General features: G+C 75.0%; 12 protein-coding genes. 7 read left to right on the top strand and 5 right to left on the bottom strand.

The features are described from left to right. Positions 1 to 51 precede the first annotated feature (51 nt). Both UXQ13_RS09125 and UXQ13_RS09130 read right to left on the bottom strand, forming a co-directional pair. Positions 52 to 1,029 (bottom strand): mechanosensitive ion channel family protein, encoded by a 978-nt coding sequence (locus tag UXQ13_RS09125; protein ID WP_336392215.1) that lies wholly within the window; start codon positions 1,027 to 1,029, stop codon positions 52 to 54. Between the two features lie 122 nt (positions 1,030 to 1,151). After that, positions 1,152 to 3,233 carry a prolyl oligopeptidase family serine peptidase gene (locus UXQ13_RS09130; protein WP_225232436.1) on the bottom strand — a complete coding sequence of 694 codons (2,082 nt, stop codon included), beginning with the start codon at positions 3,231 to 3,233 and terminating at the stop codon, positions 1,152 to 1,154. 121 nt (positions 3,234 to 3,354) lie between these two features. Here UXQ13_RS09130 and UXQ13_RS09135 point away from each other — a divergent pair, with 121 nt between their 5' ends. Beyond that, a complete protein-coding gene (locus UXQ13_RS09135; protein WP_336392216.1) occupies positions 3,355 to 3,957 on the top strand; it encodes an HNH endonuclease in 603 nt (200 codons plus the stop codon). Between the two features lie 4 nt (positions 3,958 to 3,961). Here UXQ13_RS09135 and kynU read toward each other — a convergent pair whose 3' ends face one another. Then, complete coding sequence (kynU, locus tag UXQ13_RS09140; protein ID WP_225232434.1) at positions 3,962 to 5,227, bottom strand: kynureninase; 1,266 nt, start codon at positions 5,225 to 5,227, stop codon at positions 3,962 to 3,964. 58 nt (positions 5,228 to 5,285) lie between these two features. Here kynU and ctaJ point away from each other — a divergent pair, with 58 nt between their 5' ends. Continuing rightward, on the top strand, positions 5,286 to 5,600 hold the full coding sequence (gene ctaJ / locus UXQ13_RS09145) for an aa3-type cytochrome oxidase subunit CtaJ (protein ID WP_225232433.1): 315 nt from the start codon (positions 5,286 to 5,288) through the stop codon (positions 5,598 to 5,600). Between the two features lie 88 nt (positions 5,601 to 5,688). Further along, on the top strand, positions 5,689 to 6,129 hold the full coding sequence (locus UXQ13_RS09150; RefSeq protein WP_225232432.1) for a DUF5130 family protein: 441 nt from the start codon (positions 5,689 to 5,691) through the stop codon (positions 6,127 to 6,129). A gap of 117 nt (positions 6,130 to 6,246) precedes the next feature. Here the strand turns inward: UXQ13_RS09150 and pepN are convergent, their stop codons facing one another. Beyond that, on the bottom strand, positions 6,247 to 8,805 hold the full coding sequence (gene pepN / locus UXQ13_RS09155) for an aminopeptidase N (RefSeq protein ID WP_225232431.1): 2,559 nt from the start codon (positions 8,803 to 8,805) through the stop codon (positions 6,247 to 6,249). 146 nt (positions 8,806 to 8,951) lie between these two features. Between pepN and UXQ13_RS09160 the strand changes: the two genes are divergently transcribed. The 4 genes from UXQ13_RS09160 to UXQ13_RS09175 are packed head-to-tail and all read left to right on the top strand — an operon-like array spanning position 8,952 to position 11,449. Continuing rightward, positions 8,952 to 9,617, top strand: coding sequence for a DsbA family oxidoreductase (locus UXQ13_RS09160; protein ID WP_225232430.1), 666 nt, complete (start codon positions 8,952 to 8,954; stop codon positions 9,615 to 9,617). A 26-nt stretch (positions 9,618 to 9,643) separates the two neighbouring features. After that, positions 9,644 to 10,405 (top strand): SDR family oxidoreductase, encoded by a 762-nt coding sequence (locus tag UXQ13_RS09165; RefSeq protein WP_336392217.1) that lies wholly within the window; start codon positions 9,644 to 9,646, stop codon positions 10,403 to 10,405. Positions 10,406 to 10,425: 20 nt separating this feature from the next. After that, positions 10,426 to 10,893, top strand: coding sequence for a ribose-5-phosphate isomerase (locus UXQ13_RS09170; protein ID WP_225232428.1), 468 nt, complete (start codon positions 10,426 to 10,428; stop codon positions 10,891 to 10,893). 1 nt (position 10,894) lies between these two features. Next, positions 10,895 to 11,449, top strand: a complete 555-nt coding sequence (locus UXQ13_RS09175; RefSeq protein ID WP_336392218.1) for a hypothetical protein — start codon at positions 10,895 to 10,897, stop codon at positions 11,447 to 11,449. Between the two features lie 19 nt (positions 11,450 to 11,468). Here the strand turns inward: UXQ13_RS09175 and UXQ13_RS09180 are convergent, their stop codons facing one another. Then, positions 11,469 to 12,734 carry a GNAT family N-acetyltransferase gene (locus UXQ13_RS09180; RefSeq protein ID WP_225232426.1) on the bottom strand — a complete coding sequence of 422 codons (1,266 nt, stop codon included), beginning with the start codon at positions 12,732 to 12,734 and terminating at the stop codon, positions 11,469 to 11,471. Positions 12,735 to 12,863: the final 129 nt, after the last annotated feature.

Here is a 12,863-nt window from a genome sequence, read left to right on the forward strand (position 1 = left end):
AGCGGAAGGTGGCCGGTCGCTCCGCGGCGGTCTCGGTGGGGCTCCGGTGGCTCAGCTGGGCCCCACCGCGGCCGGGGTCACCATGACCGGGATCCGGATGTCCTCGGTGGCGAACCGCTCCTGCAGCCGCATCCGCAGCTCCCGGCCGACCCGCCACTGGTCGGCGTTGGTCGTGCGCACCTGCAGGCGCATCACGATCGCCTGCGGGGTGATGGCCTCCACGCCCAGCGACTCGGGCTCGCCGAGCAGCACCTCGGCCCACTCGGGCTCGGCGTAGACGGCATCCCCGACCTCCTGCATCACCGTGCGGCAGCGCTCGAGGTCGGTGTCGTGCGCGACCGGCATGTCGATGACCACCTGGGCGTAGCCCTGGCTCTTGTTGCCCACCCGCAGCACCTCGCCGTTGCGGGCGTACCAGACCACCCCGTTGACGTCGCGGAGCCGGGTGATCCGCAGCCCGACGGCCTCCACCGTGCCGCTGGCCTCACCGAGGTCGACGACGTCGCCCACGCCGTACTGGTCCTCCAGGATGATGCCGATCCCGGCGATGAAGTCCTTGATCAGGTTCTGCGCGCCGAAGCCGAGGGCCACCCCGACGACGCCGGCGGACGCCACGATCGGGGCCAGGTTGATGCCGAGCTCGCCGAGCACCAGCACCACCGCGATGAAGAACACGACGATCGAGGCGAAGCTGCGCAGCACCGAGCCGATGGCCTCCGCGCGCTGCGTACGACGGGCGGCCACCTGCTCGACCACCTGCTGGTGGTTGGTGGCGCCCTTGGTCCGGCGCGGCTTGAGGATCGTCGGGACCTGGCCGCTGGCGGTGCGCTCGGTCAGGCGGCGGATGGAGCGGTTGATCAGCACCCGGGCGACGGCGGCGACGACGATGATCAGCACGATCCGCAGTGGGGTGGCCACGAACGCCTGGGCGTTGTCGGCCAGCCAGTCCAGGCCGAACCACTCGTAGACCCGCGCGCACAGCGACGTCGAGTCCGCGGTCACGCAGCTCGGCACGTCGGCGGCTGTCACGGACAGTGCAGAAGTCATCACTCAGGAGTCTCCCATGTCGATCATGGTGGGAACCAGTGCCTCGACGCGGTCGTGCTGCGGCAGGGCGGTGCGGCGCGGGGCGCCGAGGGACCGGTCGACGGTCAGCGGGCCGTGAGCCCGGTACGGGCCGCCAGGAAGGCGAGCTGGTCGGCGGCCAACCCCACCGTACGGCTCACCGCGCGGGCGCCGTGGCCCACCGCCAGCTCGCGCCGCAGCACCACCGGGGCGTCCGAGGAGGTCGCGTGCTGCAGCGCCGCGGCCAGCTTGCGCGCGTGCAGCGGGTCCACCCGGGTGTCGGACTCGAAGGTCGTGAAGAGCACCGCCGGGTAGGCCGTGCCCTCCACCACGCGGTGGTAGGGCGAGTAGCCCAGCAGCCAGCCCAGCTCCTCGGGGTCCGCCGCCGTGCCGTACTCGTCGTTCCAGGTCCGGCCCAGCCCGAACAGCTCGTACCGGACCATGTCCAGCAGCGGGGCGCTGCACACGACGGCGGCCACCAGGTCGGGCCGCTGGGTGGCGGTGGCCCCGACCAGCAGGCCGCCGTTGGAGCCGCCGAAGACCCCGAGCTGCGCCGGGGTGGTCCAGCCCTCGGCGACCAGGTGCTCGCCGGCGGCGGCGAAGTCGTCGAAGACGTTCTGCTTGTGCTCCCGCATGCCGGCGCGGTGCCACTCCTCGCCGTGCTCGGACCCGCCGCGCAGGTTGGCCACCGCCCACACCCCGCCCGCGGCGACCCAGGCCAGCGCCTGCGCGCTGTAGCCCGGGGTCAGCGAGACGTTGAACCCGCCGTAGCCGTAGAGCACGGTCGGCCGCGGTCGGCTGGGCGCGCCCTCCAGGGACAGCACGAACAGGTGGACGGCGGTGCCGTCGGCCGAGGTGGCGTGGGTCTCGGTGACCACCACGTCGGGGACGGCGCCGGCCACCGGTGCCTGCTCCCACGGCGTCAGCGCACCGGGGTCGCCGGCGTCCCACCGCAGCACCGACGGCGGCGTCGCGTGGTCGGTGTAGCCGACCCAGGCCGTCGTCCCGCCCTCGGGCGGTGCGCTGACCCCGGCGATGCTGCCCGGCGGCACCGCCACGTCGGCCAGCCGGCCGGAGCCGTCGGCCGCCCACACGGAGAGCCGGTCGGTGGCGTCCACGGCGTGCACGGCGAGCAGTCGCAGGTCCCCGTCGGGGCCGTCGACCAGGGCGAGGTCGGACAGCACCGCGCCCTCGGCCTCGGGCACGACCGTCGTCCAGGCGGCCGGGTCCCAGGTGGCCGGGTCGGCCGGGTCGGCGACGGCGACCAGGCCGCGCGGGGCGTCCCGGTCGGTGGAGATCCACAGCCGCCCGTCGCGGGCCACCCAGGCATTGGTCTGCGCGTCCACCCCGACCTGCAGCGGGGCCAGGCGGCCGTCGCCGTGCAGGTCGGCCAGCCAGACGTCGTCGCGGGGGGCGGTGCCCGCCGACGCCGAGACGACCAGCCAGCGGCCGTCCCGGGACAGCCGGACGCCGTAGTAGTTGGTCGGGTCCAGCCCGTCGCCGTGGACCAGGACGTCGGTGGCCGGGTCGGCGCCGACCCGGTGCCGGAACACCCGCCGGTGGAACTGCTCCTCGCCGGCCGGGACCTGGTCGGGGGCCAGCCGGCGCACGTAGTACAGCTCGTCGCCGCCGGGCAGCCAGGCGACGGGGGAGTAGCGGCAGCGGTCGACCGGGCCGTCCAGCAGCTCGCCGGTGGCCACGTCCAGCACGAACAGCTGGGACTCCTCGTCGCCGCCCACCGACACCTGGTAGGCGATCCGGTCGCCCTCCCAGGACGGCGACCAGGCGTCGAGCGTGGTGGTGCCCGCCGGGTCCAGGGCCATCGGGTCGACCAGCACCCGCTGGGTGCCGTCGAGGTCCCGGACCCGCAGCACGGCGTGCTCCTGGCCGGGGTCGCGCCGGGTGGAGAAGGCCCGCCCGGACCGCCAGACCGGGATGCCCACCGAGCCCGAGCGCATCAGCTCGCCCAGCCGGGCCGCGAAGGACTCCCGGTCGGGGAGGGCGCCCAGCAGCGCGGCGGCGTACTCGTCCTGCGCGGCCGCCCAGGCCGTCGTCCGCGGGTCGGCGGCGTCCTCCAGCCACCGGTAGGGGTCGGCGACGACGTGCCCGTGCAGCTCCTCGACGAGGTCCAGGCGGGGGGCGAGCAGCGGGTCCGGGGTGGCGGTCACCACCCGACGGTAACCAGGACGTCGGACAATCTCCCTTGCCCCGGGTGGGTGGATCCGGGGCACTATGGCGGTGCCCGTGGGTCGCAGCACCCCGGCGGTCCGGGGCGCATGGAGGTACCCCGTGTCGCTGACCGCACTCGGGTCGTCGTCCGCAGCCGGCCCGCCGGGCCCGCGGCGCGACCCCCGCCCGGGTTCCCCGGTGCCCGCAGCCGCCGCCATGACCGCGGCCTGCCTGCTGCTCAACGCCACCTACGAGCCCCTCGGCGTGGTGTCCAGCCGGCGGGCCGTCGTGCTGGTGCTGGCCGCCAAGGCCGAGCCGGTGGACGTCTCGGACGTGCTCTGCCACGCCGAGCTGGTCGCCCTGCCGGTGCCGGTCGTCGTCCGGCTGACCCGGTACGTCCGGGTGCCCTACCCGGCCCACGTGCCGCTGTCCCGGCGCGCGGTGTTCACCCGCGACGGGTCGACCTGCGTGTACTGCGGGGCGGCGGCCACCAGCATCGACCACGTGTGGCCGCGCAGCCGCGGCGGCACCCACACCTGGGACAACGTCGTGGCTGCCTGCCGGCGCTGCAACCACACCAAGGCCGACCGGTCGCTGGCCGAGCTGGGCTGGTCGCTGCCGCAGCCGCCCCGGGCGCCGTCGGGCTCGGCCTGGCGGCTGCTGGGCCACCGCGCCGTCGACCCCCGCTGGCGCGCCTGGCTCGGCCTGCCCGACGTCGCCTGAGTCGTCAGGTCACCCGCGAGCGCTCGGCGGGGTAGCCGAGGTGGGCGTCGGCGTCGACGATCTCGGCGAGGCGTTCGACTGCGTCCCAGACGTCGACGAACCGGGTGTACAGCGGCGCCGTCCCGAACCGGACGCGGTCCGGGGTGCGGAAGTCGGGCACCACGCCGCGGTCGACCAGCGCCTGGGTCAGCTGCCACGCCTGCGGGTGCTCGAGGCTGACGTGCGCCCCGCGCCGGGCGGCGTCCCGGGGAGAGGCCAGCCGCAGCTGCGGCAGCCGCTCGTCGGCCAGGGCCACCAGCAGGTCGGTGAGCGCGCGGCCCTTGGCGGCGACCGCGGCGATCCCCGCCTCGGCGGTGAGCGCCACGCCGACCTCGACCGCCGCGGTGGCCAGCACCGGCGGGGTGCCGACGGCGAACCGCTCGATCCCGTCGACCGGCTCGTAGGCCGGCCCCATGTCGAACTGGTCGCGGGCGCCGAACCAGCCCTGCAGCGGCTGCCGGAGCCCGTCCTGCAGCTCGCGGCGGACGTAGAGGAACGCCGGCGCACCCGGGCCGCCGTTGAGGTGCTTGTAGGTGCAGCCCACCGCCAGGTCGGCGGCCGACAGGTCCACCTCGACCGCGCCGGCGGCGTGGCTGAGGTCCCACAGCACGAGCGCGCCGTGCTCCCGGGCCAGCTCGGTGACGGCGACCAGGTCGGCCAGCGCCCCGGAGCGGTAGGCCACCAGCGACAGGACGACGACGGCCACCCGCTCGTCCAGCACCGCCACCAGGTCCCCGAGCGCCAGGCCCTCGTCGACGTGGGAGGCGAGCTCCCGGACCTCCAGGCCGCGTTCCTGCGCGACGCCGGCCACGAGGTACCGGTCGGTGGGGAAGTCGTCGGCGCTGCACACCAGCACGTCCCGGCCGGGCCGGGCGTCGATCCCCGCCCGCAGCAGCTTGTAGAGGTTCACCGAGGTCGAGTCCGAGACCAGCACCTCACCGGGCCGGGCGCCGAGCACCCCGCCGGCCAGGGCGTCGCCCACCCGCGCGGCCTGGGACACCCACCCGGCCCAGGACCCGACCAGGCCCTGCCCCCACTCCTCCTGGACCACCCGGGCCAGGGCGGCGGGGGTGGCCCGCGGCAGGCGGCCCAGCGAGTTGCCGTCCAGGTAGATCCGGCGGTCCGGGCCGTCGTCCCAGGAGCCGTCCGGGCCGTCGCCGGTGAAGCGGTCGCGGAACGGGGCCAGGGGATCGGCGGCGTCGAGCTGCTGGGCATCGGAGCGGGTGGCCACGGGCCCATGCTGCACGGCTGGCGAGCCCGGGGGCACCGGCCCCGGTAGATTCGACGTCGTGACCGTCGTCGAGACCCTGCTCGTCTTCGTGGTGGCCCCGCTGGCCGTCGTGCTGCTGGCCTACGGGCTGGTGCTGCTGCCCGCGCTCAAGGAGCGCGCCCGCTACAAGCCCGGCACCCCCTGGGGCCACGCCGCGGTCTGGTACGAGCCGCACCCCGAGGGCGGGGCGCACGGCGGTGGGCACGAGGAGGTCGAGCACACGACCGGTGCGCAGGCCGCGGCGCTGACCATCGGCGAGACCGCCGGCCACCCGCGCGACACCGTGGGCAACCCGCGCCGGACCGCGTCCGGCGGAGCCCGCGGTACCTGGTGATCGACCCGGTGATCGACCCGGTGAGCACCGCTCCCCGTCCCGCACCCACCCGTCGCCGCACCAGCGCCGCGCAGAGAGGCACCCACTGATGGCCACCGAGCTCGAGGACACCCGCGAGCCCATCGTCGACGACCAGGAAGGCGCGCAGGCCCCGCCGTTCAGCCCGGCCGAGCTGGCCCGGCTCGACGAGGCGCTGACCATGTCCTCCCGGGAGACCGGCCTGCGGTTCACCCTCTACATCGGCGAGCTGCCCACCGACACCCGGGCCGGGGCCGAGGAGCTGCACGCCCGCTCCGGCGGCGACGCCGCCGAGTCGGTGCTGGTCGCGCTGGCCCCCGACCAGCGGGTGCTGGAGATCGTCACCGGCTCCGCCGCGGCCCGCCGACTGCCCGACCGGGCCTGCGCCCTGGCCGTGCTGACCATGACCGGTCGCTTCGGCGCCGGCGACCTGGTCGGCGGCATCGTCAACGGCCTGCGCCAGCTCTCCGACCAGGCTGGCCACCCCGCGGCCAACCGCCCCCGGCACTAGAAGGGCCTGACCGCCCCCCACCAGACGCTGCGCGCCCGGCGGGACCCTGCGGTCAGGCCGTTCCGGCAGCTGCGGTCCCGGAGGCCCACCCGGTTCGCCGGGTGGGCCTCCGTCGTCTCAGCTGCGGGCGCCGGCCTCGCGGTCGCGCTGCTGGGCGTGCAGCGAGCGGGCGACGCCGTCGCGGCCCTCGCTGACCAGCCGGCGCAGCGGGGCCGGGTGGCCCGGGTCGGCCAGCCAGGCGTCGGCGGCCCGGACGGTCTCCTCGGACACCTGCTTCGGGAACAGGTACTCCACCGCGTTCTTGGCGATCTCGCCCGGGCGCCGCTCCCACATCGGGGCGATCTCGGCGAAGTAGCGGGTCACGTAGGGCGCGGTGAGCCCGCGCTGGGCCGGGTGCCAGAACCCGGCCACCATCGCCTCGTGCGTCGAGTTGGCGATCGACTCGTCGCGGAAGGCCCGCTCCCAGGTGTCGGCCTTGGCCGCCTCGGTGGGGCGCAGCGCCCGGGCCGTCGCGACGCGTCGGGCGCCGGTCGCCGTGGCGTCCCGGTCGGCCTCGGCGTCGATCTCGGCGTCGCCGGCCGCGCCCACGGCGACCAGGCCGTGCAGGAACGCCCAGCGCGCGTCGGCGTCCACCTCCAGGCCGGGCACCTCGAGCGAACCGTCCAGCAGCCCGCGCACCGCGGCGACCTGCTCCTCGGTGCGGGCCGCCGAGGCCAGCGTGCGCGACCACTGCAGCTGGGCGTCCGAGCCCGGCTCCGCCGCGTGCAGCGCGGCCAGCGCCTTGTCACCGAGCGCGGCCCAGCCGCTGTCGGCCCAGGCCGGGTCGACGTAGTTGGACAGCGCCGCCTGCACCCGGGCCAGCAGGGACTGCACGACGGAGATCTCGGTCTCGGCGTCGACGCCGGCCAGCACCAGGGCGACCCAGTCCCGCGCGGCCAGCTCGCCGTCGCGGGTCATGTCCCAGGCGGCCGACCAGCACAGCGCGCGGGGGAGCGGGTCGGCCAGGTCGCCGATCCGGGACCGCAGCGTGGCCAGCGACCGCTCGTCGAGCCGGATCTTGGCGTAGGTGAGGTCGTCGTCGTTGACCAGCACCAGGTCGGCGGCGGGGTGGCCGAGAAGCTGGCCGACCTCGGTGCGGGCACCCCGGACGTCGAGCTCGACCCGGTGCGTGCGGGTCAGCCCCTCGGGACCGGCGGTGTAGAGGCCGACGGCCAGCCGGTGGTCGCGCAGCACGGGGTGCTCGGCCACGGCGGTCTGCTCGATGGCGAAGGAGCGGTACCGGCCGTCCTCGTCGGTCTCGAACACCGGCCGCAGCGTGTTGACCTGGCTGGTCTGCAGCCACTGCTGCGCCCAGGCGGTGAGGTCGCGCCCGGTGGCCTCCGACAGCGGGCCGAGCAGGTCGGCCAGCGTGGTGTTGCCGTACTCGTGGGTGCGGAAGTAGCGGCGCACGCCCGACAGGAACGCGTCCTGCCCGACGTAGGCCACCAGCTGCTTGAGCACCGAGGCGCCCTTGGCGTAGGTGATGCCGTCGAAGTTCACCTCGACCGCGGCCACGTCGACCATGTCCGCGGCGATCGGGTGGGTGGAGGGCAGCTGGTCCTGGGCGTAGGCCCAGGACTTCTCGGTGTTGGCGAACGTCGTCCAGGCCGTCGTGTACTCGGTGGCCTCGGCCTGGCACAGCGTGGAGATGTAGGTGGCGAAGGACTCGTTGAGCCACAGGTCGTCCCACCAGCGCATGGTCACCAGGTCGCCGAACCACATGTGCGCCAGCTCGTGCAGGATCGTCTCGGCGCGCCGCTCGTAGCGGGCCCGGCTGGTGCGCGACCGGAAGACGTAGTCCTCCAGGAACGTCACGCAGCCGGCGTTCTCCATCGCCCCGGCGTTGAACTCGGGCACGAAGAGCTGGTCGTACTTGTCGAACGGGTACGGGTAGTCGAAGACCCGGTGGTAGAAGTCGAAGCCCTGCTTGGTCACCTCGAAGATCGCGTCGGCGTCCAGGTGCTGGGCCAGCGAGGCCCGGCAGTAGATGCCCAGCGGCAGGCCCTCGTGGGAGTCGGTGACCTTGGCGTAGGGGCCGGCGACCAGGGCGACCAGGTAGGTGGAGATCCGCTTGGTGGGCTCGAAGTGGACCAGCTGGGAGCCGGCCGCGCCGGCCTCGATGGTGCGGCCCCCGGTGTTGGAGACGACCTGCCAGTCGAAGGGCGCGGTCACGTGCACGGCGAAGGTGGCCTTGAGGTCGGGCTGGTCGAAGCAGGCGAACATCCGCTTGGCCTCGGCCGGCTCGAAGTGCGAGTACAGGTAGACCGCGTCGTCCTCGGGGTCGACGAACCGGTGCAGGCCCTCGCCGGTGCGGGAGTACCGGCACTCGGCGTCGACCACGAGCTCGTTGGTCGCGGCCAGGCCGGGCAGCGCCAGGCCGCCCTCCTCGGTGTACCCGGAGACGTCCAGCGCGGTCCCGTTCAGGGTCGCGGAGTGCACCTGCGCGGCCACCAGGTCGACGAACGTGTCGCTGCCTGGTGTCGCCGCGTCGAAGCGGATCGTCGTCGTCGACCGGAACGTCTCGGCACCGGCGTGGCCGGAGCCGTCGGTGACGTCGAGCTGGAGGTCGTACTCGTGCACGGTGAGGAGCTGGGCGCGCGCGGCCGCAGCATCGCGGGTCAAGTTGGGAACAGCCACGCGGGGCAGCTTCCCACGTCGGTCGGACATCCCCGGGTGGGCGGGGGACTGGTGTGGACCAGCGGGTCCGGTGGGAATGCCGGGACCGAGCCCGCCCTTGAGCGCGTCAGCAGCCCCATCGCCGTCCCGAACCCGAAGGAGATCGCATGACCGAAGCCGTGCAGAGCGCCCCCACCGCAGCCAAGGTGGACGTCTACGTCGACCCGCTGTGCCCCTGGGCCTGGTTGACCAGCCGCTGGGTGATCGAGGCGTCGAAGGTCCGTGACCTCGACGTGCACTGGCACGTGATGAGCCTGGCCGTCCTCAACGAGGGCCGGGACCTCCCGGAGCAGTACGTCGAGATGATGAAGCAGGCGTGGGGCCCGGTCCGCGTGCTGATCGCCGCCGCGCAGCAGCACGGCGAGGAGGTCCTCGGCGACCTCTACACCGCGATGGGCACCCTGCGGCACCAGGAGGGCCAGGAGCTGGCCGACGTGATCGCCCCGGCGTTGGCGAAGGTCGGCCTGCCGGCCTCGCTGGCGGAGGCCGCGGACTCCACCGAGTACGACGAGGCCCTGCGGAAGAGCCACCACGAGGGCATGGACCCCGTCGGCGAGGAGGTCGGCACCCCGGTCCTGCACGTGGACGGCGTCGCCTTCTTCGGCCCGGTCATCAGCCGCGTGCCCACCGGCGAGGACGCCGGCAAGGCCTTCGACGGCGCCGTCCTGCTGGCGAACATGCCCGGCTTCTGGGAGCTCAAGCGGACCCGCACCGAGGAGCCCGACTTCTCCACGGTCCCGGCCTCCGCGCTGGAGATCGGCACCAAGGCCTGAGCACCGGGTGCGGCATGCTCGAGGGCATGCCGCACCCCCGCCGCCAGCGCATCCTCATCACCGGCGCCAGCTCCGGCCTCGGCGAGGGCATGGCCCGTCGCTGGGCCGCCGCCGGCCACGACCTGGCCCTGGTGGCCCGCCGCACGGACCGGCTCGACGCCCTCCGGCGGGAGCTGACGGCGACCGGTGCGACCGTGCTCACCGCGGCGCTGGACGTCGACGACCCGGATGCGGTCGCCGAGATCGTGCCGCGGCTGGCCGGGGAGCTCGGCGGGCTGGACCGGTTCGTGGCCAACGCGGGGCTCGGCAAGGGCGTACCGGTCGGCACCGGCGGAGCCCGGCCCAACCGGGCCGTGCTGACCACCAACGTGCTGGGCACCCACGCGTGCTGCGAGGCCGCCGTCGCGCTGTTCCGGGCCCAGGGCCACGGCCACCTGGTGGTCATCAGCTCGGTCGCCGGCGTGCGGGGCATGGGCGGCACCCGCACCGCCTACGCCACCTCCAAGGCCGCCGACGCGGTCCTCGCCGAGGGCATCCGGGCCGACCTGCTGGCCTCCCGCGCCACCCGGGGCATCCGGGTGACCACGATCCACCCCGGCTTCATCGAGACCGACATCAACACCGGCCGCCGGGGTCCGTTCACCGTCGACCTGGACACCGGCGTCGACGCCCTGGTGGCGGCGGTCGACCGCGAGCCGGTGCGGGCCTACGTCCCCGAGTGGCCCTGGCGCGCGGTCTCGGGCCTGCTGCGGGTGCTGCCGCTCCCGGTGGCCGCCCGCCTGTCGTAGCCGTGCGATTGGATGGGGCCATGCGCGTCTTCCTCGGCACCGACCACGCCGGACTCGAGCTCAAGGCCCACCTGATGCAGGCCGTCGCCGCCGCCGGCCACGAGCCGGTCGACTGCGGGGCCTTCGACTTCGACCCCCAGGACGACTACCCGCCGTTCTGCATCGAGGTGGGCGAGCGGGTGGTGGTCGAGCCGGGCTCCCTCGGCATCGTCATCGGCGGCTCGGGCAACGGCGAGCAGATCGCGGCCAACAAGGTGCCCGGGGTGCGCGCCGCGCTGGTCTGGAACACCTCGACCGCCGAGCTGGCCCGTCAGCACAACGACGCCAACGTGGTGGCCGTCGGCGGCCGGCAGCACACCGTCGAGGAGGCCACCGAGCTGGTGCTGACCTTCCTGCGCACCCCGTTCAGCCACGACGAGCGGCACGTCCGGCGGATCGGCCTGATCGCCGAGTACGAGCAGGAGCGCCACCACCCCGCGGGGGGCTGAGATGGGCGGCGACGACGTCCGGACGGCGGTCGACGAGGCCGTCGCCGTGCTGTCCCGGGTGCCGGACCCCACGGCGCCGGTCCTGGACACCGACGTCGCCGGCGTCGTCTGGCACATCGGTGAGTGCCTGCACTGGTACGGCCACGACCTGCTGCTCGGCCGGGTCGACCTCACCGCCGGCCGCTACGAGCGCGACCCCGACGCCGGCTACGGCCGCCTGGTCACCGGGCTGACCACCTGGGGCGAGGTGCTGGCCCGGGTGCTGGACGCCGCCGACCCGGGGGAGCGCGGCTTCCACCCCTTCGGCTCGCCCGACCCCGCCGGGTTCGCCGCGATGGCCTGCGCCGAGGTGCTCGTGCACACCGGGGACGTCGTCGAGGCGGTCGGGCTGCGCTGGTCCCCGCCGGTCGACGTGGTCGTCGCGACGCTGGCCCGGGTGTTCCCCGACGCCCCGACCGACACCGACCCGGCCACCACGCTGCGCTGGGCCACCGGCCGCGCCGACCTGCCCGGTCGCCCGCGGCCGACGTCCTGGCGCTACGCCTCGGCACCCTGAGGGGTGCCCCGACCGCGGCTCAGAACGAGTCGGGGCTCTGCGGGGCGACCGGCCAGGAGAACGACGTGGAGGCCAGCGCCACCGCGCCGGGGCTGACCTCGGTGATCCGGCCGGCCCGCAGCAGCGTGCCCAGCGAGACACCGCCCAGGTAGGCGGCGCCCAGCTCCTCGATGCCCAGCACGAAGTCCGGGTCGCGGTCGGTGCGGGCGCAGTGCCCGCCGGCCGGGTGGCCGGTGAGCCGCCAGCGACCGTCGTTCCACGGGCAGAACGGGTCGCGCACCTCCAGCACCAGGTCGATCGGCGCCGGGTAGCGGCGGGCGGCCAGCGCGCGGTCCACGTCGACCAGGCGCACCCAGAGGGCGTCCGAGGGCGTGGTGGTGACCGAGCGGGGGTCGGCGACCATCGCGCGCAGCGGGTCCTCGGCGCCCAGCGACCACGAGGTCAGCTCGCGCACCAGGTCGTGGCCGAGCAGGAACCGCCACAGCGCCACCCGCACCACCGGGTCGGCGGCGACCAGGTCCACCACCTGCAGCTGGCTCTGCGGGTCGTCCCGCAGGGACCACTTCTCCTTCTGCCGGTAGCTGGCGTACCCGGTGACCTGGCCGTCGTCCGCCGTGTGCAGCGCGTAGCGCCGCTCGGTCCAGCCGTCGCGGTCGTCCTTGTCGTCGCGCAGCCGGCGGTCCCACCACCGGCCGTCGCGGGCGAGGTGGCCGGGCACCTCGCGGCGCAGCCGGTCGTAGAGCGGGACGGCGGCGGCGCGGTACCCGTCCAGGTCGGTCATGGTGACCCGGCCGGTGGACACCGGCAGGTCGCCGCGCAGCCGGACCCGCGAGGGGTCCAGGGAGAGGTTTCCGCGCCACACCGCCGGGGCGTAGCCGAACCGGCCGTAGATGCCGCCCTCCGCGGCCCACAGCGCGGCCACCGGCTCGCGGCCGGCGGCGTGCACCTCGTCGAGCTGCCGACGCATGATCGCGGTGAGTACACCGCGCCGGCGGTGGGTGGGCGAGACGGTGACCCAGGTGAGGCCCGCGGTCGGGACGACGCCGCCGGGCACGGTCAGCTCGAGGCTGTAGATGCCGGCGGTGGCCGCGACGAACCCGTCCTCGACCAGGGCCAGCGACCGGTCGAGCTCGGCGGTCGGCCGTGGCTCGTCGACGTAGGGGCCGGTGGGGTCCTCGCCGAAGACCCGCCTCATCGCCCGGCCGAAGGCCGGCCACTCGGGGGCCTCGATCGGGCGGAGGGCGGCGACGAGGTCGGGGTCGGCGGACGGGACGGAGGCGGTCACCCCTCCTCTCTACCGGTCGGCGGCTCCCGGGGCGACCGCTCTCCGTCGTCACCGGATGGTGACGACGCGACCGCCGCGGGGCCGTTAGCCTCGTGAACGGCCTGCGTACCGACGCGGGCCCCGACGAGA

Origin of the sequence: Klenkia terrae (assembly GCF_037083865.1) — a bacterium.
GTDB lineage: Bacteria > Actinomycetota > Actinomycetes > Mycobacteriales > Geodermatophilaceae > Klenkia > Klenkia terrae.